The sequence below is a fragment of the Sphingomonas sp. PL-96 genome, assembly GCF_020707215.1.
Taxonomy (GTDB): domain Bacteria; phylum Pseudomonadota; class Alphaproteobacteria; order Sphingomonadales; family Sphingomonadaceae; genus Sphingomonas.
In genome coordinates, this window is record NZ_JAJFET010000008.1 from 70,868 (window position 1) to 97,145 (window position 26,278).

Annotated in this window: 24 protein-coding genes and 1 tRNA gene; 13 read left to right on the forward strand and 12 right to left on the reverse strand. The window is 67.6% G+C overall.

The annotated features are described in order from the left end of the window. Nucleotides 1–113: 113 nt before the first annotated feature. From LK533_RS14155 to LK533_RS14165, 3 genes are all read left to right on the forward strand, one after another. Nucleotides 114–527, forward strand: coding sequence for a hypothetical protein (locus tag LK533_RS14155; protein ID WP_229363724.1), 414 nt, complete (start codon nt 114–116; stop codon nt 525–527). An 88-nt stretch (nt 528–615) separates the two neighbouring features. Further along, the gene (locus LK533_RS14160; protein ID WP_229363725.1) at nt 616–2,037 is read left to right on the forward strand and encodes a DEAD/DEAH box helicase; all 1,422 of its coding nucleotides are present in this window, start codon (nt 616–618) and stop codon (nt 2,035–2,037) included. Between the two features lie 11 nt (nt 2,038–2,048). Next, nucleotides 2,049–2,273: a DUF1289 domain-containing protein gene (locus LK533_RS14165; RefSeq protein ID WP_229363726.1), complete on the forward strand. Its 225-nt coding sequence runs from the start codon at nt 2,049–2,051 to the stop codon at nt 2,271–2,273. 32 nt (nt 2,274–2,305) lie between these two features. On the opposite strand, the gene LK533_RS14170 is transcribed toward LK533_RS14165, so the two are convergent. The 5 genes from LK533_RS14170 to LK533_RS14190 form a co-directional block, all read right to left on the reverse strand. Beyond that, complete coding sequence (locus LK533_RS14170; protein ID WP_229363727.1) at nt 2,306–2,560, reverse strand: hypothetical protein; 255 nt, start codon at nt 2,558–2,560, stop codon at nt 2,306–2,308. 45 nt (nt 2,561–2,605) lie between these two features. Beyond that, nucleotides 2,606–3,484 (reverse strand): dienelactone hydrolase family protein, encoded by an 879-nt coding sequence (locus tag LK533_RS14175; RefSeq protein ID WP_229363728.1) that lies wholly within the window; start codon nt 3,482–3,484, stop codon nt 2,606–2,608. 117 nt (nt 3,485–3,601) lie between these two features. Beyond that, complete coding sequence (locus LK533_RS14180; RefSeq protein WP_229363729.1) at nt 3,602–4,279, reverse strand: DUF1013 domain-containing protein; 678 nt, start codon at nt 4,277–4,279, stop codon at nt 3,602–3,604. A 142-nt stretch (nt 4,280–4,421) separates the two neighbouring features. Then, nucleotides 4,422–6,185 (reverse strand): putative bifunctional diguanylate cyclase/phosphodiesterase, encoded by a 1,764-nt coding sequence (locus LK533_RS14185; protein WP_229363730.1) that lies wholly within the window; start codon nt 6,183–6,185, stop codon nt 4,422–4,424. A 117-nt stretch (nt 6,186–6,302) separates the two neighbouring features. Next, a complete protein-coding gene (locus LK533_RS14190) occupies nt 6,303–6,461 on the reverse strand; it encodes a hypothetical protein (protein WP_229363731.1) in 159 nt (52 codons plus the stop codon). A 93-nt stretch (nt 6,462–6,554) separates the two neighbouring features. Here LK533_RS14190 and LK533_RS14195 point away from each other — a divergent pair, with 93 nt between their 5' ends. Next, nucleotides 6,555–7,751: a threonine ammonia-lyase gene (locus LK533_RS14195; protein ID WP_229363732.1), complete on the forward strand. Its 1,197-nt coding sequence runs from the start codon at nt 6,555–6,557 to the stop codon at nt 7,749–7,751. A 172-nt stretch (nt 7,752–7,923) separates the two neighbouring features. On the opposite strand, the gene LK533_RS14200 is transcribed toward LK533_RS14195, so the two are convergent. Beyond that, complete coding sequence (locus LK533_RS14200) at nt 7,924–8,943, reverse strand: NAD(P)H-quinone oxidoreductase (RefSeq protein WP_229363733.1); 1,020 nt, start codon at nt 8,941–8,943, stop codon at nt 7,924–7,926. A 73-nt stretch (nt 8,944–9,016) separates the two neighbouring features. On the opposite strand from LK533_RS14200, the gene LK533_RS14205 reads away from it, so the two are divergent. From LK533_RS14205 to LK533_RS14215, 3 genes are all read left to right on the forward strand, one after another. Beyond that, nucleotides 9,017–9,214 (forward strand): DUF1192 domain-containing protein, encoded by a 198-nt coding sequence (locus LK533_RS14205; protein ID WP_229363734.1) that lies wholly within the window; start codon nt 9,017–9,019, stop codon nt 9,212–9,214. Nucleotides 9,215–9,347: 133 nt separating this feature from the next. Continuing rightward, the gene (gene clpA, locus LK533_RS14210) at nt 9,348–11,660 is read left to right on the forward strand and encodes an ATP-dependent Clp protease ATP-binding subunit ClpA (protein ID WP_229363735.1); all 2,313 of its coding nucleotides are present in this window, start codon (nt 9,348–9,350) and stop codon (nt 11,658–11,660) included. Nucleotides 11,661–11,762: 102 nt separating this feature from the next. Beyond that, nucleotides 11,763–13,451: a diguanylate cyclase domain-containing protein gene (locus LK533_RS14215; RefSeq protein WP_229363736.1), complete on the forward strand. Its 1,689-nt coding sequence runs from the start codon at nt 11,763–11,765 to the stop codon at nt 13,449–13,451. Nucleotides 13,452–13,484: 33 nt separating this feature from the next. On the opposite strand, the gene lepA is transcribed toward LK533_RS14215, so the two are convergent. Next, nucleotides 13,485–15,293, reverse strand: coding sequence for a translation elongation factor 4 (lepA, locus tag LK533_RS14220; protein WP_229363737.1), 1,809 nt, complete (start codon nt 15,291–15,293; stop codon nt 13,485–13,487). A gap of 161 nt (nt 15,294–15,454) precedes the next feature. Between lepA and LK533_RS14225 the strand changes: the two genes are divergently transcribed. Continuing rightward, nucleotides 15,455–15,531 (forward strand) — tRNA-Pro (locus LK533_RS14225). Nucleotides 15,532–15,612: 81 nt separating this feature from the next. On the opposite strand, the gene LK533_RS14230 is transcribed toward LK533_RS14225, so the two are convergent. Then, nucleotides 15,613–16,200 (reverse strand): hypothetical protein, encoded by a 588-nt coding sequence (locus LK533_RS14230; protein ID WP_229363738.1) that lies wholly within the window; start codon nt 16,198–16,200, stop codon nt 15,613–15,615. A gap of 237 nt (nt 16,201–16,437) precedes the next feature. On the opposite strand from LK533_RS14230, the gene LK533_RS14235 reads away from it, so the two are divergent. The 3 genes from LK533_RS14235 to LK533_RS14245 all read left to right on the forward strand — a co-directional run bounded on the left by LK533_RS14235 (nt 16,438) and on the right by LK533_RS14245 (nt 20,412). After that, the gene (locus LK533_RS14235) at nt 16,438–17,982 is read left to right on the forward strand and encodes a DHA2 family efflux MFS transporter permease subunit (RefSeq protein WP_229363739.1); all 1,545 of its coding nucleotides are present in this window, start codon (nt 16,438–16,440) and stop codon (nt 17,980–17,982) included. 72 nt (nt 17,983–18,054) lie between these two features. After that, entirely contained in the window at nt 18,055–19,845 is a 1,791-nt protein-coding gene (locus tag LK533_RS14240) for a DUF885 domain-containing protein (protein ID WP_229363740.1), read from the forward strand. A gap of 123 nt (nt 19,846–19,968) precedes the next feature. Beyond that, the gene (locus LK533_RS14245) at nt 19,969–20,412 is read left to right on the forward strand and encodes a DMT family transporter (protein ID WP_229363741.1); all 444 of its coding nucleotides are present in this window, start codon (nt 19,969–19,971) and stop codon (nt 20,410–20,412) included. Here LK533_RS14245 and LK533_RS14250 read toward each other — a convergent pair. From LK533_RS14250 to LK533_RS14260, 3 genes are read right to left on the reverse strand one after another with little or no spacing between them, the layout of a single operon-like run. Beyond that, nucleotides 20,409–21,296, reverse strand: coding sequence for a general secretion pathway protein GspK (locus LK533_RS14250; protein WP_229363742.1), 888 nt, complete (start codon nt 21,294–21,296; stop codon nt 20,409–20,411). The genes LK533_RS14245 and LK533_RS14250 overlap by 4 nt on opposite strands. After that, nucleotides 21,293–21,838, reverse strand: a complete 546-nt coding sequence (locus LK533_RS14255) for a type II secretion system protein GspJ (RefSeq protein ID WP_229363743.1) — start codon at nt 21,836–21,838, stop codon at nt 21,293–21,295. The genes LK533_RS14250 and LK533_RS14255 overlap by 4 nt, the downstream gene beginning before the upstream one ends. Beyond that, complete coding sequence (locus LK533_RS14260) at nt 21,835–22,779, reverse strand: ABC transporter substrate-binding protein (protein WP_229363744.1); 945 nt, start codon at nt 22,777–22,779, stop codon at nt 21,835–21,837. Before LK533_RS14260 ends, LK533_RS14255 begins: the two co-directional genes overlap by 4 nt. A 185-nt stretch (nt 22,780–22,964) precedes the next feature. Between LK533_RS14260 and gspN the strand changes: the two genes are divergently transcribed. Beyond that, entirely contained in the window at nt 22,965–23,594 is a 630-nt protein-coding gene (gene gspN / locus LK533_RS14265) for a type II secretion system protein N (protein ID WP_229363745.1), read from the forward strand. Between the two features lie 92 nt (nt 23,595–23,686). On the opposite strand, the gene LK533_RS14270 is transcribed toward gspN, so the two are convergent. Further along, complete coding sequence (locus tag LK533_RS14270; RefSeq protein WP_229363746.1) at nt 23,687–24,913, reverse strand: type II secretion system F family protein; 1,227 nt, start codon at nt 24,911–24,913, stop codon at nt 23,687–23,689. A 360-nt stretch (nt 24,914–25,273) separates the two neighbouring features. Here LK533_RS14270 and LK533_RS14275 point away from each other — a divergent pair, with 360 nt between their 5' ends. Next, nucleotides 25,274–26,278: a family 43 glycosylhydrolase gene (locus tag LK533_RS14275; protein WP_229363747.1), complete on the forward strand. Its 1,005-nt coding sequence runs from the start codon at nt 25,274–25,276 to the stop codon at nt 26,276–26,278.

A 26,278-nucleotide genomic window follows, 5' to 3' on the forward strand; every position in this document is an offset into this window, starting at 1 on the left:
TCGGGAGGCTTGCCGCCAGTTCATCACCGGTTAAAACCCCGGAGTCGAGAAGGGAGCCGATGCCCGTACCGAAGCCTGTATCCGCGCTTCTGCTGCTGACCCTTTGCGCCCCCATGGCCGGGGCGCAGCAGCGCGTGTCCCCCCCCCAGGGGGAAATGGTGCACAGCGAAGTGCGGATCCAGCGTATCATCGTGCGCGTGCCGCGGATGGACGTGAACCCGGTTGCCAGTTCGCGTGCCCTGCCGGCGATCACCTGGGTGGAGAAGCGCACCGAACGCTGCGTGCCGGTCGCAAGCTTGGCGGCGGTGTCGATCACCCGGCCCGACAGCGTCGACCTGATGCTCGCCGGCGGCAAGCGGCTGCGTGCCCGGCTGGAGGACGATTGCCCGACGCTCGACTTCTACTCGGGCTTCTACATGAAACGCACACCCGACGGGATGGTGTGCGCATCCCGCGACTCGATCCGGTCGCGTTCGGGCGGTCGATGCCGCATCTCTTCGTTCCGGATGCTGGTGCCGAGCCGCTAACCCGCGTTTTGCTTGACATTTCGGCCGAAATCCGCAAGGCGCGATAGGGTATTCCGGTGCCATATCGGCATCGCTTTCCGGAAACCTCATGAACTTTGCCGATCTCGGTCTTTCCGATGAACTGCTGCACGCCGTAACAGAGGCTGGCTATACGGAGCCGACTCCGATCCAGGCGAGTGCAATCCCCTCCGTGCTGATGATGCGCGACCTGATCGGCATCGCCCAGACGGGGACCGGCAAGACGGCCGCGTTCGTGCTGCCGATGATCGACATTCTCGCCCAGGGTCGCAGCCGCGCGCGCATGCCGCGCTCGCTGATCCTGGAGCCGACCCGCGAACTTGCTGCCCAGGTCGCCGAGAATTTCGAAAAATACGGCGCCGGGCACAAGCTGTCGATGGCGTTGCTGATCGGCGGCGTGTCGATGGGCGACCAGCTTGCGGCGCTCGAAAAAGGGGTCGACGTGCTGATCGCGACGCCGGGCCGGCTGATGGACCTGTTCGGGCGTGGCAAGATCCTGCTCACCGGCTGCAACTTGCTGGTGATTGACGAAGCGGATCGCATGCTCGACATGGGGTTCATCCCCGACATCGAGGAAATCTGCACCAAGCTGCCCAAGCAGCGCCAGACGCTGCTGTTTTCGGCCACCATGCCGCCGCCGATCAAGAAGCTCGCGGACAAGTTCCTCGAGAACCCCAAGACGATCGAAGTCTCGCGGCCGGCGTCCACCAACCTCAACATCACGCAGCGCGTGGTGCATGTCACCTCGGCCAAGAAGCGCGACGTGTTGCGCCGCCTGCTGTCGGGCGACGAGGTTCGCACCGCGATCGTCTTCTCGAACCGCAAGACGACGGTGCGTGAGCTCAACAAGAGCCTGCAGCGCGCCGGCTTCCGCTCGGCCGAGATCCATGGCGACATGGACCAGTCCGCACGCATCGCCGAGCTGGACCGGTTCAAGAACGGTGACGTCAACATCCTGGTCGCATCCGACGTCGCCGCACGTGGGTTGGACGTGAAGGGCGTGAGTCACGTCTTCAACTATGACGCGCCCTGGCATCCGGACGATTATGTCCACCGCATCGGCCGCACCGGCCGCGGCGGCGCCACCGGCACGGCCTATACCTTTGTCACCGCCGATGATGCCGAAAACATCGCCAACATCGAAAAGCTGACCGGGCAGAAGATCGAAGTGTTCGACCTGGGCGGCGCCGCCCCCGCTGCCGAGTCGGAGCCGGCGGCCGAGGAGCAGGCACCGCGGCCGGAACGCTCGCGCGATCGTCGCGTCCGCGGCGAGCGTGCCCCGCGTGGCGAGGAGCGTACGGCACGGTCGGAGGAGCGTGCACCGCGCGGCGAGGAACGCGCGCCGCGTGCCGAGGAGCCCCGCCGTGCTCGCGAAGAGCGCGCCCCGCGGCAGGAGGAACCGCGCCGCCGTCGCGAGCCGGAAACCACGCAGGACGATGGCGGCTGGAACGGCCCCATCCCCGCGTTCCTGGACGTGCGGCTGACCGTCTGACCCGGCCTTTCGTGGACGACGCCATCGACTATGTCCCGCCGGTCGGGATCGAGAGCCCGTGCGTGCTGGTCTGCACGCTCGACCTCGACACGGGCTGGTGCTTCGGCTGCGGCCGCACGCGCGAGGAGATCGCGGGCTGGACGGCCATGACGGCGGAGGGGCGCGATGCCGTGCTCGCCGTCCTTCCCCAGCGTTGCACGTTGCTGGACCAGCGGAGCACCGCAGCACCCCGCTGACCCGCTGCGTCAGACGGAAGCCGCTTCTGCGATCAGCGCGTCATCCGCCTGGGACGCGCGAGCCTAGGCGCGCCACTGTACCGGCGGTTCGGCATAGTGGTGGAAGGCGTCCCGCCGGGCAGGGTCCCGAACTGCACGCCCCACATCACCCGCGAACCCACATGGAGATCGGCCGCGGTGAACCGGTCGCCGGCGATGAAGGGGCGCTGCGCCAGCGCCTCCTCCAGCATCCGGCGGGCGATCCGGCCACGCGACAGGGGTTGGTGTAAGCTCAGGTCTTCCGCCATCGATCGTTTCGCGCCGTCGAAGAACAGAGTGGGAGCAATGCTGGCTTAGGCGTCAAGCCGCGCGTGCAGAAAGGCGATGGTGCGGTCCCACGCCAGCTTGGCGGCGGTGGGATTATAGCGCTCTTTCGAGGTGTCGTTGTTGAAGGCGTGATCGACGTCCGGATAGACATGCGCCTCGACCTGCTTGCCCGCGGCCTGCAGCGCCTTTGCCCACGGCAGCCCGGTCGCGTTCACACGAGCGTCCCTGCCAGCATAGTGCAGCAGCAGCGGCGCCTGCACTCGCGACGCTTCCGACGGATCCGGCGCGGGGCCGTAATAGGCGACGCCGGCGTTCAATGCTGGCCCGGCCGCAACCGCCAGCCGGTTCACGAACGCCCCGCCCCAGCAGAAGCCGACAACGCCCACCTTGCCCGAGCCGCTGCGCTGGCGCGCCGCTCGCGCAAGTGCCGCCTGCGCCTGGGCGAGCGCCAGGTCCATGTCGATTGCCGCGATCATGTCCCGGGCGCGATCCTCGTCGGCAGGCGTGCCGCCCTGCGGCGCCAGCAGATCGGGGACGACCGCGCGAAAGCCGGCAAGCGCCACGCGCCGCGCAACGTCACGGATGTGCTCCGTCAGTCCGCGGTTTTCGTGGATCACCAGCACGGTGCCGAGCTTGCGCCCACCGGCGTCCCGCGGCGCGGCGAAATAGGCGGAGGCAGGCTTGCCCGCCTCCACGCCCTTTGCCGTTCCGGTGCGCAGCCGAGGGTCGTCGGCCTTCACCTGCTGTGCGGCAGCGGGCGAGGCGGCGATCGCCGCCACCAGCGCCTCGGCCGCGACGGCGGAACCGGTCAGCGCCACCATCTCGCGCATAAAGGCGCGGCGGTCGCGGTGTTCGTGGGTGAAGGCGTCGTAGAGCGCGACGGCGCGCTCGCGAAGGTCAGTCATGCCAGCTCTCCCGGATTACGGACGGGGAGAGGCTAACCGGCTTTGCGGGTTTGCAGAAGCGACGACCGCGCCGCCCTGCGAGCGCCCGCCCCGCTTCCGGGACGGACGCTCCAGCAATCAGCGCTTGAAGGGATCGATGAACGCCGGGGTTGGCTGCGCGGTTTCGCCGTTCGCCAGTGCCTCGGCGTCGCGCGCGGCCTGCTGGCGCTCGTTGCGCAGCTGCTCGAGCAGCGCTTCGCGGTCGCCCTCCAGACGCGTGTCGGTCGGCGCTTCCATGCCGGCCGCCTTGGCAGCTTTGGTCACCAGTGCGTCGAGCTCCCGCTGCGAGCACAGGCCCAGCGTCACCGGATCCTTGGGCGTGATGTTGCCGATGTTCCAGTGGCTGCGGTCACGGATCGCGGCGATCGTGGTGCGGGTGGTGCCGATCAGCTTGCCGATTGCACCGTCCGAGATTTCCGGATGGTTGCGGATGATCCAGGCGATGCCGTCCGGCTTGTCCTGGCGCTTCGACACCGGGGTGTAGCGCGGGCCCTTGGTGCGGCGGACCTGCTCAGGCCCCTTCTGGATCTTCAGGCGATAGTTCGGATCGGCCTGGCCCTTGTCGATCTCGTCCTGCGTCAGCTCATGCGCGCGGACGGGGTCGCGGCCGGTAAGCTTGGTCGCGGCGGTATCATCGGCGATCGCCTGCACTTCGAGAATATGCAGCCCGCAGAAGTCGGCGATCTGCTCGAACGACAGCGAGGTGTTGTCGACCAGCCAGGAAGCGGTCGCATGCGGCATCAACGGCTGGGCCACGGCAGTTCTCCAGAAACAACAAGGGCCACCCCTCGCGGGGTGGCCGTATCCGGAACAGACTTAGTGCGCGAAGCCGGGGGAGGCAAGCGGCCCTGCCTGTAAAGCGCTATGCAGGCGCTGCTTTCCCCAGGAAGAACTTCGATCAGGCCGCTGCCGGCTGCGCGCTGAGCGCAAGCCAGCCGGGGAAGTCGCCGACGGGCAGCGGGGGACTGAAGTAATAGCCCTGGGCCTCGTCGCACCCCATCGCCCGCAGCAGCGCCGCAGCACCCCCGGTTTCGATCCCTTCGGCCACGACGCGGCAGTTGAACGCATGGCTGAGCACGACCATCGACTGGACCAGTGCAAGGCCCCGCTCCCCTGCCTCCATGCCGCTGATGAAGCTGCGGTCGATCTTGATGACGGCCACCGGCAGCATCTGGAGATAGGCAAGGCTGCTGTAGCCCGTGCCGAAGTCGTCAATGGCAAGCTGGATTCCGGCCGCCTGGAGCTTGCGCAGCTGCTCCAGCGCACGCCCGGCGTGCTTCATCGCGGCGCTTTCCGTCACTTCCAATTCGATCATCGCCGGCGCGACGTCGTGGCGGTGCAACGCCGCGACCACGCGGTCGGCAAAGCCACCTTCCTCCAGATTGCTCGCGGACACGTTGATCGACAGCGGCACGGCGATGCCAAGGCGCTGCCACTCGGCAAGTTGGCGAAGCGCTTCCTCCAACACCCACTCGGTGAGCCCGCGTGCCGCCGCCGACTGCTCGATGATCGGCACGAACTCACCGGGCGAGATCTCGCCCAGTTCCGGGTGGTGCCACCGCAGCAGTGCTTCGGCGGCGATGCACCGGTCGTCCGCCAGCGCGACGCGCGGCTGGACGACGATGCGAAGCTGGCCATCGGGGCAGTCCAGAGCCGCGGCGAAATCACGCAGCAGGCGAAAGCGGCGCTGGTGCGCATCGTCGGCACAACAGGAGTACACGCTTACGCCGCCCTCCAGAAGGCGCGCATCCTGGGCCGCACCCTGCAAGGTGCGCAGCACGTCCAGCGGCGCGGTCTCCCCCGTGGTGAACGGCGTCACCCCTATGACGGAGGTCGTCACGAAGCGTTCCGTGCTGGTGGCACGAAGTTCGTGTAACCGCCCGGTAAGCAGGGCGACACATTGCTGCTCGCTGAAGCCGTCCGGCAGGATGAAGGCGAACTGCGTGGTCGCGACATGATAAAGCTGGCTGCGCTTCAGCTGTTTGCGCACCAGCCGGCCGGCGGCCCGCACCAGCCTGTCGAGATGGTCGAACCCGAGCACCCGCACAATGCTTTCGACCTGATCAGGGCGCGCGAGGTCGATCAGGACGGCAAAACGCTGTTGACCGCGAACGTCCCGCCCGAGATCGGCGAGGTCGTCCAGGAACTGGTTGCGATTGGCCATGTCGCTCACCGGATCGACCCGGCCGATGGCGTGCTGCAACTCGATCTGCACCATGACCATTGCGGCCAGGTCGCGCAGCGCTGCCTTCTCCGCATCCGTGACGGTCCGCGGTTCGACGCCGATCACGCACAATGCACCCAGCCCATGTCCCTCACGCGTAATCAGCGGGGCACCCGCGTAGAAACGGGCGCCGGTGCTCGCAAGCACGCTGTCTGCGTAACAGGAATCAGCGTGAAGATCTTCGATCACCAACAATCCCTGTTCCACAGCGACGTGCGCGCATGGCGCCCCGTCGCGCGGGATCGACTGGTGCTCTACGCCGACCCGAGACTTGAACCATTGCCGATCCTGATCGGTGAGCGACACCGCCGCGATCGGCAAGCCAAAGATCTGACTCGCCATGCGAGTGATCCGATCAAAACTTTCGCTGGGCGACGTATCGAGCAACCTGAGCTGTCGCAGCGCGTCAAGGCGCGCGGTCTCGTCGGTCCCTCCCATGCCGCGATCACATCACCGGGGCGTTAACAGGCAGATAAGAACATCCCGTTTTCCGCAGCCCGAAACAGCTTCTCTTTGATTCGCATCGTTCTTGCCACGCACGAAGCATCTTTTCATTTAGCGGCCGAGTGTGAGCTTGGCGGACACCCGGCCAATCACCACCGTCAGAACCAGCGCAGCACCAAAGGCGATGTTCTGCCGCAAGCCCAGGAACCCGAGCCAGTCCTCCTCCCGATTCTGGTGCGGTGTCCGCCTGATAGTACGGGAGTCGAGCACCGGGCGCTTTTCCTTGTCCCGGGACGCCTTTGATGGTTGTAGGCACGCGCGGCGCACCGCGCCGTCGACGAGGCACCAACCAAGAGGGCCAACGTGCTTACTTCCCAAGACGTCCACGCAGCCGCTACCCGGATCACCGGCAAGGTCATCCGCACCCCCGTGGTGCACAGCGATGCGATTAGCCGGATTACCGGCGCGGACGTCTGGCTGAAGCTGGACACGCTGCAGGTCACCGGCGCGTTCAAGGAGCGCGGCGCCGCCAACCGCCTGGCGCTGCTGTCGCCGGAGGAGCGCCTGGCCGGGGTCGTCGCCATGTCTGCCGGCAACCATGCCCAGGCGGTCGCGCGCCACGCATCGCTCCTCGGCATTCGCGCGGTGATCGTGATGCCCGCCTTTACCCCTTCCACCAAGGTCACCCGCACCGCACGTTGGGGGGCGGAGGTGGTGCTGCACGGCACGACGCTGGCCGAGGCAGCAGCGCATGCGCAGCATCTGGCGACCAGCGAGGGCCTGGTGTTCGTCCACCCCTATGACGACGATGCGGTGATCGCGGGCCAGGGCACGCTTGCGCTCGAGCTGATCGAGGACGTGGCAGGGCTCGACACCCTGGTCGTGCCGGTCGGCGGCGGCGGACTGGTCGCCGGCGCGGCGCTGGCGGCGCAAGGCGCCGCGCACCCGATCGAGACCTATGGCGTCGAGGTCGAGAGCTATGCGGCCATGGCGCAGGAACTTGCCGGGACGCCGGTCAGCGTGGGCGGTGCGACGGTGGCGGAGGGCATTGCGGTGCGCGATGTCGGCCGCAAGCCGCTCGAGATCGTACGGCAGCTGGTCAAGCAGGTGCTCACCGTACCCGAGCGGGCGATCGAAAGCGCGATCGCGCTGCTGGCCGAGGAAGCCAAGATCGTCGCCGAGGGTGCAGGTGCGACTGCCGTCGCGGCACTGCTCACCTATCCCGAGCTGTTCCGGGGCAAGAAGGTCGGCGTGCCGGTGTGCGGCGCCAACATCGACAATCGCGCGCTCGCCAACGTGCTCCAGCGGGTGATGGTCCGCGACGGGCGGCTGATGCGACTGATCCTCGACATTCCGGACCGGCCGGGCGTGCTGGGCGAGATCTCGACGCGGATCGGCGCTGCCGGTGCGAACATCATCGAGGTGTCGCACCACCGGCTCTTCACCTCGCCCAGCGTCCAGGCGGCGCGGCTGGAGGTGATGTTCGAGGCGCGCGACGCCACCCACAGCGATGCGGTGGTGGCCGCGTTGCAGGAACATTATGCGGTGACGCGGCTGTAAGGGGCCGACACCCCATGGTCCCGTTCGTGCTGAGTAGGGGCTGAGCCTGTCGAGGAGCCGTATCGAAGCACCGCCGCCGGTCCTTCGATACGGGTCTTCGACAGGCTCAGTGGCTACTCAGGACGAACGGTCAGATGCCGTTGGAGTGAGAGCGGTCGAAGGGGCCGCCAGCCTACTCTCCCATCGTCAGCACGATCTTGCCGACATGGTCACCCGCTTCCATCCGGCGGTGTGCCTCGGCTGCCTCGGCGAGGGGGAAGCTGCGGTCCATCAGCGGGCGCAGCCTCCCTTCGGCGACGTGCGGCCACACCAGCCGCGCGATCTCCTGCGCGACCAGCGACTTGAACTCGGCATCGCGCGGGCGCAGCGTCGATCCGGTGAGCGTCAACCGGCGGCGCATCACCTGCCAGATCGGGATCGTCGCCTCCGCCCCGCGCTGCACCGCGATGGAGACGTGGCGCCCGTCCTCGGCCAGGCACTGAAGGTTCCGCGGCACATAGTCGCCACCCACCATGTCGAGCACCGCCGCAACCCCGGCGCCGCCGGTGATCGCCTTCACCCGCTCGACGAAATCCTCGGTCTTGTAGTTGATCGCGTGGGTGGCGCCGTGCGCAAGTGCGGCCTGCGCCTTGTCGTTCGAGCCGACGGTTACGATCACGTCGATGTCGAACAGCCGGCACAGGCTGATCGCCATGGTGCCGATGCCGCTGGTGCCGCCATGGACCAGCACCGTATCGCCGGCCTGGACATAGGCGCGCTCGAACAAGTTGGTCCACACGGTGAACAGCGTCTCCGGCAATGCCGCCGCCTCTGCCATCGAAAGACCCTCGGGCACCGGGAGGCACTGGCCTGCGGGCGCCACCGCATATTCGGCATAGCCGCCGCCGGCCAGCAGCGCACAGACAGGCGCGCCGAGCAGCGCCGAATCTACGCCTTCGCCCAGGGCCGCGACGGTGCCCGCCACTTCCAGCCCCGGGATCGACGGCGCGCCGGGCGGCGGCGGGTAATTTCCGGCGCGCTGGAGCAGGTCCGGCCGGTTCACCCCCGCTGCCTGGACATGGATCAACACCTCGCCCGCGCCCGGCTGCGGCATCGGGCGTTCGACCGGCACCAGCACGTTCGGACCGCCTGGCGCCTCCGGGTCGATCGCGATCATGGTCTTTGACATCGTCTCGGGAAGGTTCATCGGCATGTGGCTCCCTTCGCTCCCCCGCGCGTTGCCCGGCGTTATTGACATCGTGCAAAGGAGGGTCAACGCTGTGCCCATGGACGCCGAGGATTTTCTGCCGCGTCGCAAGGACGACCTGCTGGCGCAGCTGGCACGCGAGGACCTGGATCCCCTGTCCGTCGCAGAGCTTCACGCGCGCATTGCCGGGCTGGAGGCGGAGATCGCCCGGTGCCGGAGCCATGCCGAGCGTGCGACCACCCACCGGGCCAGCGCCGACGCGCTTTTCCGAAGGTGACTGTCGAAGCGCCGGTCACGGGAACGTTTCTCGAACGCCGGCGCGCGCCACCGCTTGATGCGAGCCGCCTGCGTTCCGACATAGATGCAAACGGCCGATGCATGCTCGTCGGCCCGGTTGGAGTACCCATCTGATGCCATCTTTTGCCTCCGCCCTCGAAACCACGCTGCACAAGGCGCTCGAGGCTGCGTCCACTCGCCGGCACGAATATGCCACGCTCGAACATCTGCTCTTTGCTCTGGTCGAGGATGAGCATGCGTCCAAAGTCATGGGCGCCTGCGGCGTCGACCTAGGCGAACTCAAGGCGACCGTCGCTCAGTATCTCGACACCGAGCTCGACGCGCTGAAGGTCGACTCGGCCACGGATCCCTCGCCCACGTCGGGCTTCCAGCGCGTCGTTCAGCGCGCGATCCTGCACGTCCAGTCCTCCGGCCGCGACGAAGTGACCGGCGCCAACGTGCTCGTTGCGCTGTTCTCCGAACGCGAAAGCTACGCCGTCTACTTCCTCCAGCAGCAGGACATGAGCAGGCTCGATGCGGTCAGCTTTATCAGCCATGGTGTCGGCAAGGGCGGCGCGCCGTCCGAGGCCCGCGAAGTGAAGGGCGCCGAGGAGGAGAAGCCCAAGGCCGATCCCAAAGGCAAGGGCGAGAGCGCGCTGAAGCAGTTCTGCGTCGACCTCAACGAAAAGGCCAAGAACGGCAAGGTCGATCCGCTGATCGGCCGTGCTGCCGAGGTCGATCGCACGGTCCAGATCCTGTGCCGCCGCTCCAAGAACAACCCGCTCTATGTGGGCGATCCCGGCGTCGGCAAGACCGCCATCGCCGAGGGTCTCGCGCGCAAGATCGTCGAGGGCGACGTGCCGGAGGTGCTGCTGCCCGCCGTCATCTATTCGCTCGACATGGGTGCGCTGCTGGCCGGCACCCGCTATCGCGGCGACTTCGAGGAGCGGCTGAAGCAGGTCGTCAACGAGCTCGAGAAGCTGCCGCACGCGATCCTGTTCATCGACGAGATCCACACGGTGATCGGCGCCGGCGCGACGTCGGGCGGGGCTATGGACGCGTCCAACCTCCTGAAGCCGGCGCTGTCGGGCGGCGCGATCCGCTGCATCGGCTCGACGACCTACAAGGAGTTCCGCAACCACTTCGAAAAGGATCGCGCGCTGCTGCGCCGGTTCCAGAAGATCGACGTCAACGAGCCATCGGTCGAGGACACGATCAAGATCCTGACGGGCCTGCGCACCGCGTTCGAGGGGCACCACTCGGTGAAGTATACCCCTGACGCGATCAAGTCGGCGGTGGAGCTGTCGGCGCGCTACATCAACGACCGCAAGCTGCCCGACAAGGCGATCGACGTGATCGACGAGGTCGGTGCGATGCAGATGCTGGTGGCGCCGAACAAGCGCAAGAAGACCATCACCACCCGTGAAGTGGAGGCGGTGATCGCCACCATGGCACGCATTCCGCCGAAGTCGGTCTCGACCGACGACACGCGCGTGCTCGCCAACCTGGACACCGATCTCAAGCGGGTCGTGTTCGGGCAGGATGCGGCGATCGAGGTGCTGTCCTCGGCGATCAAGCTCAGCCGTGCGGGCCTGCGCGATCCCGACAAGCCGATCGGCAACTATCTGTTCTCCGGCCCCACGGGCGTCGGCAAGACCGAGGTTGCGCGCCAGCTTGCCGAGATCCTGGGCATCCCGCTCCAGCGGTTCGACATGTCCGAATATATGGAGCGCCATTCGGTGAGCCGGCTGATCGGCGCCCCTCCGGGCTATGTCGGCTATGACCAGGGCGGGCTCCTGACCGACTCGGTCGACCAGAATCCGCATTCGGTGCTGCTGCTCGACGAAATCGAAAAGGCGCATCCGGACCTGTTCAACATCCTGTTGCAGGTGATGGACAACGGCAAGCTGACCGACCACCACGGCAAGACCGTCGATTTCAGGAACACCATCCTGATCATGACGACCAACGCCGGTGCGTCGGACATGGCCAAGGAGTCGATCGGCTTCGGCCAGATCAGCCGCGAGGACGTGCAGGAAGAAGCGGTGAAGAAGCTCTTCACCCCGGAATTCCGCAACCGCCTCGATGCGATCGTGCCGTTCGGATACCTGCCGACCGAGGTGGTCGAGCGCGTGGTGGAGAAGTTCATCCTCCAGCTCGAACTCCAGCTCGCCGACCGCAACGTCCACATCCACCTGGACGACGCGGCCAAGGCGTGGCTCACCGAGCGCGGCTACGACAAGCTCTATGGCGCGCGGCCAATGGGTCGCCTGATCCAGGAGAAGATCAAGCAGCCGCTTGCCGAGGAACTGCTGTTCGGCAAGCTCGTCCACGGCGGCGAGGTGTCGGTGAAGCTCAAGGAGGGTGCGCTCTCCTTCGAGATCACCCCGGCCGCACCGCGCAAGCCCAAGAAGGGCGGTCGCGCCAAGGCGCCTGCCAAGGCGTGATCCGGTCCGGCCCCGGTCACCGCGACCGGGGCCGGACCGGCCCCAATTCTTGTCAAACGAGGTTAATGGTTTTTTCGTTGGCGTAACGATATTGCGCTGACGGTGACCGGGGGCCTGATTCGAATAGCGCGGATGCTGTGCGCACTGCTGTTGGCGAGCGTCACGCTCACGCCAGCATCCGCCGAATCGCTTGCCGAGGAGCCGCTTGCCACCTGCGTCCTGCAAGGGGCGGCCGACCTTGACCCGCGCGCGCTGTTTGCCCGGCCCGATCGGTTCAACTGCACCAGGCCCCAGCGCGACTGGGGGCCCGGCAGCTTCTGGCTGATGTCCGCTCCGCTGACGCTGCAGGGAAGCGCCGAGGAGCCGCTAAGACTGCGGATGGGCAGTCTGTGGCAGCGCGCGGTGGTGCTGCACATCCTCTACGCCGACGGTCACATCGCGTCGTTCCGTGCCGATCAGCAGGGACTGACGCGCCGCATCCAGATGGGCGCGCTGGTCGAGTTCGCCCTTCCCAATCGCGCCGCGGCTGCCACCCGCCTGTTGTGGCGGGTGGAGGACGCGGCCAACCTGCGCGGCCTGGTGGTCGGCGCCAAGCTCGTGACGCGCAGCCGGGCGGAGCGCGAGACGCTGACCCTGACGGCGGTGTACGCCGGCTTCCTGGGGCTGTGTCTGGCCCTGATCGTGTACAATCTGGCCTTGTGGAAGGTGCTGCGCCACCGCTTCCAACTCGCTTATTGCGCGATGCTGCTGTGCCTGGCCGGCTATGCCCTTTCGTCGTCGGGTGCACTTGCCTGGCTGCTGCCCGACATCGCCAACAATCAGCGGATCACCGTCAACTATGTGCTGCTTGCCTGGACCGCAGCGGCGGCGCTGGCGTTCAGCCGCAGCTTCTTCGAGGCGAGGATCTTCCAGGGCTGGGTCGGCCGCGTGACCGAGGTGGCGATGGTGGCCATGCTGGTGCTGGGCCTGCTGCTCCTGCTGCTGGCGCCGGTCGCGATCCGCACGCTTGACCCGATGTTCTCGCTGATGTTCGTCTCGCTGACCGCCGTGGTGGTGCCGTTCCTGTGGCGAGCATGGCGACGGCGCAGCAACTATCTGTGGCTGTTCGCCCTCACCTGGGCGTCGCCGCTTGCGATGGCGGTGCTGCGGATCTCGGCCAATTTCGGGCTGATGCGGTGGAACTTCTGGGTCGACAATTCGACCGTGCCGGCGATGACCTCGGAAGCGCTGCTCACCGGCCTGGCGATCGCCTATCGCATCCGCCTGCTCAGCATCGAGCGCGACACGGCGGTCAATCAGGAAATCAGCACCCGTCGCCTGGCGGAAACCGACCCGCTCACCGGCCTCCTAAATCGCCGCGCCTTCCTCGACCAGGCGATTGGCCGCGCGACCGACCAGCAGTTGCTCGTGCTCGACGTCGACCACTTCAAGCAGGTCAACGAGGCGGTTGGCCATGACGGCGGCGACGAGGTGCTGCGCGTGATTGCCCGGACCCTGCGCCGGGCGACGCCGCCGGGCACGCTGATCGCACGCATGGGAGGCGAGGAATTTGTGATCCTGGCCGATGCGCGCGCCGCGCTCGATGCCGACGCACTGCTGACTGCAGTGCGATTGTCACCCATGCCCTATGCGCTTGAGGTCACCGCCAGCATCGGCAGCTGCATCGGCCCGCTTGGCGACGAGACCGACTGGCAGCAGCTATACCATGAAGCGGACGGGGCGCTGTTCGCCGCCAAGCACGCCGGCCGCGACCGGGCGCACCACGCCGAACCAACGCTTCACGCCGCTTAAGCCGCGCCTGTCGCCGTCAGCAGGACGGCGAGGCTATTGCTCGTCGCCCATGCGGAGCGCCGCGATGAAGGCTTCCTGCGGAATCTGCACCGAGCCGTACTCGCGCATCTTCGCCTTGCCCTTCTTCTGCTTCTCCAGAAGCTTGCGCTTGCGGGTCGCGTCGCCGCCGTAGCATTTGGCGGTCACGTCCTTGCGCATCGCGCTGATCGTCTCACGCGCGATCACCTTGCCGCCGATCGCCGCCTGGATCGGGATCTTGAACAGGTGGCGCGGGATAAGCTCCTTCAGCCGCTCGACCATGCCGCGGCCGCGCACTTCGGCGGTGCCGCGGTGAACGATCATGCTCAGTGCATCAACCGGCTCTTCGTTGACCAGGATGCTCATCTTGACGAGGTCGCCCTCGCGATAGCCGATCTGCTGGTAGTCGAAGCTCGCATAGCCCTTCGACAGCGATTTCAGCCGATCGTAGAAGTCGAACACCACTTCGTTGAGCGGCAGCTCGTAGGTGGCCTGCGCACGGCCGCTGACATAAGTCAGGTTCTTCTGGATGCCGCGCCGATCCTGGCAAAGCTTCAGGATCGAGCCGAGATATTCGTCGGGGACATAGATCGTCGCCTCGATCCACGGCTCGCTGATGCTCGCGATCTTGTTGGGATCCGGCATGTCGGCCGGGTTGTGGAGGTCGATCTTGGTCACGCCCGCGGGATCGGGATGGGTCAGCTCGATCTCGTACACGACCGACGGCGCGGTGGTGATCAGGTCGAGGTCGTACTCACGAGTCAGCCGCTCCTGGATGATCTCCAGGTGGAGCAGCCCCAGGAAACCGCAGCGGAAGCCGAAGCCCAGTGCCGCGCTGGTCTCCATCTCGAAGCTGAAGCTCGCGTCGTTGAGCCGCAGCTTGCTGATCGATTCGCGCAGCTTCTCGAAGTCGTTGGCGTCGACCGGGAACAGCCCGCAGAACACCACCGGCTGCACTTCCTTGAACCCCGGGACGGCTTCGGCGGCAGGGCGCTTGGCATCGGTGATGGTATCGCCGACCGCGGTCTGCGCGACTTCCTTGATCTGCGCGGTGATGAAGCCGATTTCGCCCGGCCCCAGGTCGGTCAACTGCTCGATCTTCGGCCGGAAGCAGCCGACGCGGTCCACCAGATGGGTGGTGCCCGCGTTCATGAACTTGATCTGCTGGCCCTTCTTCAGCGTCCCGTCGATCACGCGGACCAGGATGACCACGCCCAGATACGGGTCGTACCAGCTGTCGACGAGCATCGCCTTGAGCGGGGCATCCGCATCGCCCTTGGGCGCAGGGATACGCTCGACCACCGTGTCGAGGATTTCCTCGATACCGATCCCGGCCTTTGCGGAGGCGAGCACCGCGTGGGAGGTGTCGAGGCCGATCAGGTCCTCGATCTCCACCTTCACGCGCTCGGGCTCGGCGGCAGGCAGGTCGATCTTGTTGATGACCGGGATGATTTCGTGATCGTGCTCGATCGACTGGTAGACGTTGGCGAGCGTCTGCGCCTCCACGCCCTGGGCGGCGTCCACCACCAGCAGCGCGCCTTCGCATGCCGCCAGGCTGCGCGACACTTCGTAGGCGAAGTCGACGTGGCCGGGCGTGTCCATCAGGTTGAGGACATGGCCCTTCCACTCCAGGCGCACGGTCTGCGCCTTGATGGTGATGCCGCGCTCCTTCTCGATCTCCATGTTGTCGAGCACCTGCGCGGACATCTCCCGCTCGGAGAGGCCCCCGGTGCGCTGGATCAGCCGGTCCGCAAGCGTCGACTTGCCGTGGTCGATGTGCGCGATGATCGAGAAATTGCGGATCTTGCTGAGTTCTGTCGCCATGATTGCGCGCGGTTAGCACCCGACCGGGTCGATGCGAAGAGGGCGCGCGCGATCACCGGCGCGCGAACGCCAGAAAAGCGCAAAACAGGCGCTTGCCACCTGCGAAATCGCTGATATAAGCCGCCGCCTGCCCCCCGGTCAGCGACTGGGACGGCATCGGTCGGGGAATAGCTCAGCCTGGTAGAGCACTGTGTTCGGGACGCAGGGGCCGGAGGTTCGAATCCTCTTTCCCCGACCATTTTCTTCCAAGACATCGATGAGATCATCCCCCTCTGGGGAGCATGCGGCCTGACGCGTACCGCGCCGGGCTTCCGTCATGTCATCTGAGCGCGGGCGCCCTGCTCCCCGCGAGCGCTTGCGCGGCAGAATGGCTGATCTGCTCGACCGGCCCGAACGTCTCCGTCGAACAATCCGTGCTCGCCTCGGTATCGCCCTCCGCCTGCACCTCGGCGAGTGAGGGAATGTGGCCATCAAACCGGTAGCGGATCGACCAGCTCGCGATCGAGATCGCCATGGGCGCATCGAACGCGTAGACCGAGAGGAAGCCCGGCCGCTTGCCCGGTGCCGCGACCAGGAAGTAATTCGTTCCTTCGGATACCATCGGCGCGCAGTATAGCGCCCGCACCGTGAAGCCCTTGTTCCGCAGCGCCTCGACGGGGTTGAAGCCGAACGGATGTCCGGGCGGACCATCCCAGTCGAAGACGAGTTCCGGCGGTTGTGCAGACGTGGGCGCCAGCACGGTGCCGCCCGCCAGCGTGCCTAGATTCCGGAGCGGCTCCTCCGCGGAAGAACGCACCTCCTTCCACCGAATCGGAGAGGCTTGCGCACGGAGCGTTTCGATCGTCGGCGTAGCGTTGGCATCTGCCGCCGGCGCCAGCGCCAGAAGAGTCTCGGCGAGCGCATCCATGGGAGCCGAAGCCCGTGCGTCCCGACCCGCCGGTCGTCCCTGCGCAAACCCGGACGCTACCAGACCGGCTCCGCAAGCCACCGCAACGATCGCGTGACGCATCAATTCCCTTCCTTGGTTCCCGCCCTTCTCGCAGCATAGTGCTGCCGTCCAGGGCGAGGTCAAGGGCTCCAACGCATGCCCCTTTTCGCATGCGCAGCATTGCATCCCGGGTGCGAGACGCCAGATAGCAGCCTCATGTCTTTGCACCTCCCGCACGGGCTCGATCCGCGGCACCTTCTTCGTCCGCGGCGTCGCGGCATCGCTTCCGTCAACTCCGAAGTGCGCGACGGCATCGTGCCTGCCGGCGACCGGATTGCGCAGACCACCGACCAGCAGGGCGGTGAGACACCGGGTGCCAACTACCGTACGGTCGCGCTGATCATCGCCTGCGCGATGTTCATGGAAAATCTAGATGCGACCGTGCTGGCGACTGCGCTGCCAACCATGGCGCGCGACTTCGGCGTGCGTGCGCCGGAAATGAGCATCGCCCTCACCTCGTACCTGCTCGCGCTTGCCATGTTCATCCCCGCCTCGGGCTTTGTGGCCGACCGGTTCGGTGCCCGCCGGGTGTTTCGCGCCGCCATCGCGGTGTTCGTGCTCGGCTCGCTCGCCTGCGGGCTGGCGCCCAATCTGCCCATCATGGCCATTGCGCGATTCTTCCAGGGCGTCGGCGGCGCGATGATGATGCCGGTCGGGCGCCTGGTGCTGCTGCGATCGGTCGCCAAGCGCGACATGGTGTCGGCGATGTCATGGCTGATCATGCCCGCCCTGATCGGTCCGATCCTGGGGCCACCGGTAGGCGGCTTCATCGTCACCTACGCCGACTGGCGCTGGATCTTCTGGCTCAACCTGCCGATCGGGATCACGGGTTTCCTGCTGGTCGGCAAGTTCATCGCCGACATTCGGGAGGGAGAACGGCAGCCGTTCGACACCAGAGGCTTCCTGCTGTCGGCCGCGGCGCTCGGCTGCCTGCTGCTGGGGTTCGAGATGACGAGCCGGTCGGAAGGCGCGGACATCGCGGCGCCGCTGATCGCCATCGGCGCCGTATCCGGGCTGTTCTACGTGCTGCACGCGCGGAAAGCCGAGCACCCGATCCTGGATCTGTCGCTGATGCGGGTGCCCACCTTTCGGTTGTCGGTGCTCGGCGGCTCGCTCACCCGCATCACGCAAGGCGCGCAGCCGTTCCTGCTGCCACTGATGATGCAGCTTGGCTTCGGCCTGACCGCCGCGCAGAGCGGCGGGATGACGGTTGCCACCGCGATTGGCTCGTTCGGAATGAAGGGCGTGGCGCGGCGGCTGCTGCACCGCTTCGGCTTCCGCTCCAGCCTGGTGGTGATGGGGGTATTGGGCACGGCTGCCTATGCGGCCTGCGGGCTGTTCCGGCCCGATTGGCCGCTACCGGCGATCTTTGCGGTGCTGGTGCTTTCGGGCTTTCTGATGTCGTTCCAGTTCACTGCCTACAACACCATCGCCTATGACGAGATCGGCAAGGAGCGGATGAGTACTGCCACCAGCTTCTATTCGACCTTTCAGCAGCTGATGCTGTCGCTGGGCATCTGTACCGCCAGCGTCGCGCTGCACGTGTCGATGGGCGTGACTGGCCATGCGAGCCCCGCCTTTGCGGATTTTTCCGCGGCCTTCTGGACGGTTACCACGATCTCGTTCGCAGCGCTGCTGGTCAATCTGCGCTTCGACCGTGAGGCCGGGGACGAGCTGAGCGGCCGCACCAGGCCCGCCTGACCCTCCGCTTCGCTTGCCGCGACCGCGCCCGCTGCATAGACCGGGCCGTCTCAAGCTTGTGGAAGGTCGCCGATGCGCTCTGGTCTGTTTGCCCTGTTGCTCCTGGCCGGGGCAACGCTGCCCGGCAGCGCCCTTGTCGCCACGCCTGCAGCGCCCGCTGCCGCACCGGCGCAGGACGCTGCGTTCGAGGCACTGGGCAAGCGGTTCCTGGACGAGATCGCGCGCCTGCGTCCGACCTATGCGACCTTTCTGGGCGACCATCGCTTCGATGCGGAAGTCGACGATCTGTCCGCCGCAGGTCGTGCACGCGAAGTGGCGGCGCTCAAGCGCACCCAGGCAGACCTGACCCGGATCGACCGCAGCAAGCTCAGCCGCGAGAACCAGGTCGATGCGGCGCTGCTCGCCAACGAACTCGCCTATCAGCTTTGGACGATCGAGACGCTCAAGCCGCACGAATGGGATCCGCAGGGTGCCAACGAGTCCGTCTCGGGCGGGCTCTACCTGCTGGCCGCGCGCGACTTCGCGCCATGGCCGCAGCGGCTGCGCGCCGCGACCGCACGGATGGAGAAGGTCCCCGCGCTCTACCGGCAGATGCGCGCCAGCCTGGTGCCCGCACGCGTGCCGGAGGTGTTCGCAAAGACGGTGTCGCAGCAGAATTCGGGCGTGCTGCAGATCGCCGAGGCCATGCTGGCGCCGCACAAGGGCGAATTGCCGGCGGCCGACCAGCAGCGGTTCGACGCCGCGCTCGCGACGCTGAAGACGGCAGTGGCCGACCAGCAGAAATGGCTCGACACGGTGCTGGTGCCGCAGGCCAAGGGCGACTTCCGCCTGGGCGCGGAACGCTACGACCAGAAGCTCCGCTTCGCGCTGGTGACGGATCTTACGCGCGCCGACATCAAGGCCCGGGCGCTGAAGGCAAAGGCGGATGCCCGTGGCGAGATGTACGCGATCGCGCGCACCGTGCTGGCCGGCAAGCCGAACGCGCCGGCGCTTCCCGCCTCGCCCACCGCGGACCAGCAGCAACAGGCGATCGAGGCGGCGCTGGAGCTGACCTATGCCAGGCACCCCACGCGTGACGGGGTGATCGCGGAAGCGACGAAGACGCTGCGCCAGGCGACCGAGTTCACACGCGCGAAGAACCTGGTCTCCGTGCCCGACACGCCGGTGCAGATCATCGAGATGCCCAAGTTCCGCCAGGGCGTGGCCGTCGCCTATTGCGACAGCCCCGGGCCGTTCGAAAAGCAGCTCGGCACCTTCTTTGCCGTGTCGCCGATCCCGGCTGGGTGGAGCGAGGAACAGGCGAACTCGTTCCTGCGCGAATACAACGACTATATGATCCACGACCTGAGCGTGCATGAGGCGATGCCGGGTCACTATCTCCAAATCGCGCACGCCAACGAATATCCCTCGATGCTGCGCGCGGTGCTCGCCTCCGGGCCGTTCATCGAGGGCTGGGCGGTGTATGCCGAGGGGATGATGGCCGACCAAGGCTATCTGAATGGCGATCCGCTGTTCAAGCTCACCGTCCTCAAGATGCGGCTGCGCTCGATCACCAACACGCTGCTCGACATCGGCATCCATACCGAGGGGATGACCGAGGCGCAGGCGATGCAGCTGATGATGCAGGGCGCGTTCCAGCAGGAGCGCGAGGCCGCGGGCAAGTGGACGCGGGCGCGCCTCTCCTCCACCCAGCTCCTGAGCTATTTCGTCGGCTATTCGGAGCACCAGGAACTGCGGGCCGCGGTGGAGGCGCGCGAAGGCGCGGCGTTCGACCTGAAGCGCTACAATGATGCGGTGCTGGCGCATGGATCGCCGCCGGTCCGCTATGTCCGCGCGCTGATGCTGGGCGAGGCGATTCACTAAGCGCCTGCTCCCTCGGATCATTTGCCCGCGCCGGTGGTTGCTGGCGGACGATCCGAGGGAGAAGCCGATTGTCTGCATCCAGCGCCGCCCCATCCCTCGCCCGATCCGTACGGGGCTAAGGGCATGTACCTGCTCTTCGTCCTGTTCGCGGCCGGTGCCGGGATCACCAGCGCGCTCCAGTCGGGAACCAACAACGCGCTGCAAAAGGCGCTCGGCACGCAGCTGTGGACGGTGTCGATCGTCTCGGTCGTAACCCTTTCCGTGTCGCTGGTGCTGTCACTGGCGTCCGGCGAACGCCTGCCCAGCGGACAGGCGATCGCGCAGACCCCGTGGTGGGCGTGGACCGGCGGCGTGCTCGGCATCGTGTTCGTGCTGGCGACCGTCTATGCTTCGCCCAAGCTGGGTGCGGGGCTGTTCGTGGCGCTGATCGTCACCGCCTCGACAGTGGCAGCCCTGGTGCTCGACCATTTCGGCTGGATGGGGTTCGACGTCCACCAGGCCGGGATCGGGCGCATGGCGGGCGCGGTGCTGATGATCGGCGGCGTCGCGCTGATCGCGAAGTTCTAACGCCCAGGCTTCGGCGGCGGAAAGACGGGCGCGCCGGGCGGGATCGACGCGTTGCGCCAGCGCGCGACGGGCACGACGACGGGACCATCTTCGCCGCGCAGCCGCTGGATCAGCGTGGCGCCCTGCTGGCTGGTGCCGCCGATCGTCGCACGGGTGCGCACCCAGAAGGTGTTGGAGCGCAGGGCCGCACCCGGCGGCATCGTCACACCCTCGCTGGCAAGATCCTCTAGCGACAGGAACCCTTGGCGCGCGCGAGTCGCGGCAAGGCGGTCGGCCACCGTCTGATCGCCGAACAGGACGGCCATGAGTTCGGGAGATGCTGCGTTCAGATTGACGGTCGTCTTTCCCGGCAACGCCGTGGCCAGCCGTTCCAGCCGGTCCGCCATCTCCGGCGGGACTCCCGAATAGCGCAGCGGACGCAGATCGCTGATCGGACCATATTGGTCGATCAACCCCACCGCCATCGCGATCTGCGCGTCCTCCAGTCCTGCGGCGCGCGCGATCTTGGCGAACAGCAGCTGCGCGGACAGGTCGTCGCCGCGCACCAGATTGACGTTGAAGCGCCCCTCCGCATCGGCGATCGCCAGGTCGAAGCGGCCGCCCTCGATCGGCACGTCGCTGTCGGCGATCGCGCCCCAGGGTTCGGTCGCATAGTCGGCGTCCGGCGCATCGCGAGCATCGCGACGCAGGGCGACAAGCGCGGAGGCCTCGCCGCCGCGCACGACCGCCAGCGCGCGTGCCGCTTCCCGCGAGCGGATCGCGCGATCGAGCGCGATTTCCTCCCGACTGATGAGCAACAGCACGATGCCGCTGGCGATCGCGACGAACATCAGCACGTTGACGAGGATCATGCCCTCTTCGCCGGGCGGCGGTCGCCGTATCATTTCGGTTCGCTCGGGCGGATCGGCAGCGTCGCGACCCGGCGCACGGTGCCAGCCATGCCGCTTGGTGCCGATACGGCGAGCTCGACCGCGACGGCGCGCGGCCAGGCATCGGTACGCGGCTCGTCCGGCGGCCAGGCGTCGAGCCAGCCGCCGTCGAAATAGCGCCAGCGCGCGTTCTGCACGCCGTCCAGCACCCGCTGTGCCCGGCCATCGACAGTGCGGACCAGCACGCCGCCGGCCAGGCTGTAGGTCACACCGACCGGAGGGCCGCCGAAGCCCGGGGCGGCACGCTGAAAGGCGACCTGACCGCCATTGCCCTGCACCCGTCCGTCGGCAAGCTGGTCAAAGTCGCTGGCCACCACGAACATCGCGCGCTGCACCTCTGCAATGCGGTCGAGCCGCTTCTCTGTGCGGCCCTGGACCGAAAGGATGCTGTCCACCAGCGTCACGCCCGCGACCGCGATCAGCGCGAACAGCCCCAGCGAGATCATCAGCTCGATGAGGGTAAAGCCGCCCTCCCCGTGCCGGACGGGCTGAGTCACGCGCCCTGGCTCACCGCCACCTTGGAGTAGCCGTCGCGGCCGGCGAGCAGGATTGCGAAGCTGCGCGCACAGCTGCCATCGGTGCGAAAGCGCACGGCGCCCGTGGCGCATTCGAAGCCCTGCTCCCCCAGCACCCCCTCGCGGTTCAGCCGGTCGGCCGTGCGCAGCTGGCGGGCGATGCCGGCCGCGTCATAGGCGAGCGCGGCGATGGTACCGGGCCGCCCGCCATTGCGCGCGGCATAGGCGCCCGCGAAACTCTCGAAGCTTTCGGGATCCGGGCTGGCGATCCACGCCCCTTCAAGCGCCGCCAGCGCCTCTGGCCGATAATCGACACCCTGAAAGGTCGCGAGCAGCTGAACGCCGGCGTCGCGCAACGCGCGGGCGGCGGCAAGCAGCACCGCACCGCCACCCGGCACCAGCACCGCGTCCGGCGGATCGCCGACCGAGGGCAGCGGCGTGCCCGGGGCGACGGTTACGGTGCGTACGGTGATGCCGAGTTCCGCCTCCATCGCCTTTGCCGCGTCGATCGAGGCGACCGACCAGGCGCCTCCGTCGCCGATGACCAGGAGGTTCCGCACGCCACGCGAGCGGGCATAGCGCAGCACCGCCTGGGTGCTTTGTGACGCGGTGATGCCGAACAGGAACGCGCCGCTGTTGCGCAGGGCCATGTCGTTGGAGAAGGAGAGCACCGGCACCCGCCCGCCCACCGCCTGCACGACCGCGGGGACTTCGGCGGCGGTAAGGGGGCCTAGCACCAATCCCGCCTTTGCCTTGAGCGCCTGTCGTGCCGCCGCGGCAGCACCCGCGGGCGTGCCGGCGGTGTCGAACACGCGCAGCATCGGCTTGTCCCCGGCCGCGCCGGATTGCGGAAGCATCGCCGCTTGCTGCATGCTAAGGCCCAGCGCCGCATGGGCACCGGTCAGCGGTACCAGCAAGGCCACGGGGCGGGTTTCCTTCCGCGCCGCCAGCAAGGGAGCAGCGGCCCATGCCGCAGACGATAGCACGAGGGTCGATCGCAGCAGGCGAAGCGTCTGCCGCCGCGATACTTCCGGAAGGGGCACGAGCTCAGGCACGGCGGCGGTCTATCGCGTTCGCGGGCTTGGGAATAGCCTCGTTCGCCATCGCCATGATCGCCACGCTGCCGGCAAGCGCGGTACTGGCCGAGCGCCCTTGGCGAAGCGGTGTCGCCGGGACGATCTGGAACGGCGAAGTGGGCGTGGCCGGCGGCAGCAAGGTGGAGTGGCACTGGGCGCCGCTGCGCTCGCTGACCAGCCTGGGGTTCGCAGTCGACTGGCAGGCGACCGGGCCGGATACCGATCTGGGCGGCCAGGCGCTGCTGTGGCCGGGCGCGGTGCGGCTCGACCGGGTGAGCGGATCGGCGGATGCGACGCTGCTGCAAGCGGTCGCGCCGGACCTGCCCTTTACCTGCGACCTGACCATGCAGGTCGAACTGCCGCGGCTGGAAGTGGGCGGTGGCAGCCAGCAGGCGCAGGCGACGATCCTGTCCGACTCCGGCAGCTGCAGCGCGCGTCCGGCGGGTAGCGCCAGTGCGGTACCCGCGATGATCCTGACCGCCGAGCATGTCGGACGCGAGACGCGCATCCGCCTCGCCCCCCAGGCGCAGCGCCGCCAGACGCTGGTAGACGCGGTGCTGGCGGAGGATGGTCGGTACCGGGTGACGCTGACGCGTGACGGCGCGGCCAAGCTGCCGTTCACGGGCCTGCCCGCCGGGGTGACGGTGGAGAGTGAATTATAGGGATCCGCTGCCGCTCCGGCCGGAGGGGTGAGCGGTGCGTGTCTGGACGCGGACTAACGTCAGCATGACGGGGAGTGTCGTGCCCTCCTCCCTCAGATCGTCACCAGGTTGTTGAGGTTGATGATCGGCAGCAGGATGGCCAGCACCATCAGCAGCACGAGGCCGCCCATCAGCAGCAGCACCAGCGGCTCCACCAGCGCGACCAGCGTCGCCGCCAGCGCGTCGAGCTCGCGTTCCAGCTCGGTCGCGGCGCGGTCTAGCGCGGGGGCCAGGCGGCCGCTCGACTCGCCCGAGGCGACGATCGCCACCAGCATCGACGGGAACGCCTCCGACTCGGCCATGGCGGCGCGGAGACTTAGCCCCTCGCGCACGCGGTGGGCGACGCCCAGCGCCTTGTCCCGCACCCAGCGGTTGGGGGTGACGGCCGCGGCGGCCTGCAGCGCTTCGACCAGCGGCACCGCGCTGCCGACGAGCGTGGCAAGACTGCCAGCGAAGCGCGCGGCATTGTGCTGGCGGCTGAAGCGGCGGAACGGGCGGCGTTCGGACAGGAAGCGGTCGACGCGCAGCCGGTTGGCGGGCACCTTTGCCCAGCGGCCGGCGATGAGCCCCAGCACCAGCGCGCCCACCGCGACATAGAGACCGTAGTTCTGGATGAATGCCGACAGCGCGATCAGCGCACGGGTGAGGAATGGCAGCTCGGCGCCGCGCGACACGAACACACGGACAATGTCGGGCACGACATAGACCATCAGCAGCACCATCATCCCAAAGGAGACGGCGGCGAGCAGCGCGGGATAGAGCAGCGCCAGCTGAAGCTTCTGCCCGTTGGCGTGGCGATTTTCCACGAAGGCCGCCAAGTGGTTGAGCACATCCGTCAGCCGGCCGGACTGTTCGCCGGCCGCGACCGAGGCGGTGTAGAAGCCGGGAAAGGCGCGTGGATGACGCGACAGGGCCGCGGCAAAGCTGCGCCCGTCGAGGATCGCGGCGCGCACGTCGAGCAGCAGCGCGCTGACCGCCGCCTGTTCCGACTGGGCCGCCACGAGCCGCAGCGATTCCTCGATCGCGACGTCCGAGCCGACCAGGGTCGCGATCTGGCGGGTGATGGTGGCGAGTTGGCGCGGGGTGATGCCCCGCCTGCGCAGCGACGGCAGCCGCAGCGATCCGAGCGAGGCGCGCTTCTCCCCCGCGATGTCGACAGAGAGCGGCAGCAGCGCCTGGTCGCGCAGCAGCGCGCGGGCGGCGGCGGGGCTCGATGCCTCGATGATCCCCTTGCGGGTGGCACCGGCGCGGTCGGCGGCGCGATAGGCATAGGCGGTCATGCGAGGCTTTCGGAGGCGCGGAAGTTGAGGAAGTTGAGGCTCGCAACCGCTTGAGCGCCAGCCGTGTCGGCACTGTGACAGGCGAGATGAACGAGGGGTGCGAGGCGGCGAGTCATGGCGGATCCGACGAAAGCACAAGCAGGGCCGGTAGGACAGAGGCGCACGCGACGGGTGTGTCGTGGTTTCGTTCGGAAGGGCGGTTTCGGCGGCGCTTCGCCCTCGCTCGTGCTCCTGCCGGCGCCGAAGCACGGAGAAGCAGTTGGCGAAGGGTAGTTTCGTCAGGATGACGGCGGGACGGGTTGAGGGACCCCGGTCGCTCCGGCATGACGCTGCGCGAAAACAAAACACAGGAGAGATGCGATGGGCAAGCTGCGCGGGATGATCCTGCCGGTCCTGTTGCTGGCGGCGAAGGTGGCGCCCGGCGCGGCAGCATTGGCGGCGCCGACAACGGCGACCAACCCATTGTTGCCCGGCGGGCCGGACCCGTGGATCGTGCGGGAGGGCGACACCTTCTACTATATGGCGACGCTCGGCGACCGGCTGGCGATCCGCGCGACGCGCGACCTGGCGCGGTTGGCGGAGGCAAAGGAGACGGTGGTGTGGCGGCCGCAGGCGAGCGGCCCCAATGCGCAGTCGATCTGGGCGCCCGAGCTGCATCGCATCGACGGCAAATGGTACATCTACTATACCGCGGCCGCCGCGGGCCATGACGACGACGCGCATCGCGGCGTGTTCGTGCTGGAGAATGCCGCCACCGATCCGCTGAAGGGCGCATGGGTCGACCGCGGCCGAGTGGCGACCGCGCGGCCGGGGATCGACGGCACGACCTTTGAACACCGCGGGAAGCGCTACTTCGTCTATTCGCCCTATGTCGGGAGCGAGAGCGACCTGGCGATCGTCGCCATGGCCAATCCCTGGACGGTGACCGGGCCGGAGACGATCCTCGCCCGGCCGGACCGCGCCTGGGAGCGCCAGGGCGGGCGGCAGATCCTGGAGGGGCCGGCGTTCCTGAAGGGGCCGAAGGGCGCCCTGTTCCTGAGCTATTCGGGGAGCGCCTGCTGGTCGGACGGCTATGCGGTGGGGTTGCTGCGCGCGCGCGCAGATGCCGATCCGATGAAGGCCGCGTCTTGGAAGAAGGCGGCGACGCCGATCCTCAAGACCACGCCCTCGGCCGGCGTGTTCGCACCGGGGCACAACGGGTTCTTCACGGCCGCGAGCGGAGCGACGTGGATGGTCTATCACGCCAACACCGCGGCCGGGATGGGCTGCACGGGCAAGCGCGCGCCGCACATCCAGCGGGTGAGCTTCGACGCCAGCGGCGCGCCGACGCTGCCGAGACTGGAGCGGGAGGCGGTGGTGCGGTGA

Excerpts from the sequence above, each read along its gene's own strand:
- LK533_RS14275 (WP_229363747.1), top strand. The coding sequence starts at position 25,274 with ATGGGCAAGCTGCGCGGGATGATCCTGCCGGTCCTGTTGCTGGCGGCG.
- LK533_RS14240 (WP_229363740.1), top strand. The coding sequence starts at position 18,055 with ATGCGCTCTGGTCTGTTTGCCCTGTTGCTCCTGGCCGGGGCAACGCTG.
- LK533_RS14155 (WP_229363724.1), top strand. The coding sequence starts at position 114 with ATGGCCGGGGCGCAGCAGCGCGTGTCCCCCCCCCAGGGGGAAATGGTG.
- LK533_RS14270 (WP_229363746.1), bottom strand. The coding sequence starts at position 24,913 with ATGACCGCCTATGCCTATCGCGCCGCCGACCGCGCCGGTGCCACCCGC.
- LK533_RS14250 (WP_229363742.1), bottom strand. The coding sequence starts at position 21,296 with ATGATACGGCGACCGCCGCCCGGCGAAGAGGGCATGATCCTCGTCAAC.
- LK533_RS14175 (WP_229363728.1), bottom strand. The coding sequence starts at position 3,484 with ATGACTGACCTTCGCGAGCGCGCCGTCGCGCTCTACGACGCCTTCACC.
- LK533_RS14230 (WP_229363738.1), bottom strand. The coding sequence starts at position 16,200 with ATGGATGCGCTCGCCGAGACTCTTCTGGCGCTGGCGCCGGCGGCAGAT.
- LK533_RS14245 (WP_229363741.1), top strand. The coding sequence starts at position 19,969 with ATGTACCTGCTCTTCGTCCTGTTCGCGGCCGGTGCCGGGATCACCAGC.
- LK533_RS14185 (WP_229363730.1), bottom strand. The coding sequence starts at position 6,185 with ATGGGAGGGACCGACGAGACCGCGCGCCTTGACGCGCTGCGACAGCTC.
- LK533_RS14235 (WP_229363739.1), top strand. The coding sequence starts at position 16,438 with ATGTCTTTGCACCTCCCGCACGGGCTCGATCCGCGGCACCTTCTTCGT.
- gspN (WP_229363745.1), top strand. The coding sequence starts at position 22,965 with ATGATCGCCACGCTGCCGGCAAGCGCGGTACTGGCCGAGCGCCCTTGG.
- LK533_RS14170 (WP_229363727.1), bottom strand. The coding sequence starts at position 2,560 with ATGGCGGAAGACCTGAGCTTACACCAACCCCTGTCGCGTGGCCGGATC.
- LK533_RS14160 (WP_229363725.1), top strand. The coding sequence starts at position 616 with ATGAACTTTGCCGATCTCGGTCTTTCCGATGAACTGCTGCACGCCGTA.
- LK533_RS14200 (WP_229363733.1), bottom strand. The coding sequence starts at position 8,943 with ATGCCGATGAACCTTCCCGAGACGATGTCAAAGACCATGATCGCGATC.
- LK533_RS14205 (WP_229363734.1), top strand. The coding sequence starts at position 9,017 with ATGGACGCCGAGGATTTTCTGCCGCGTCGCAAGGACGACCTGCTGGCG.
- lepA (WP_229363737.1), bottom strand. The coding sequence starts at position 15,293 with ATGGCGACAGAACTCAGCAAGATCCGCAATTTCTCGATCATCGCGCAC.
- clpA (WP_229363735.1), top strand. The coding sequence starts at position 9,348 with ATGCCATCTTTTGCCTCCGCCCTCGAAACCACGCTGCACAAGGCGCTC.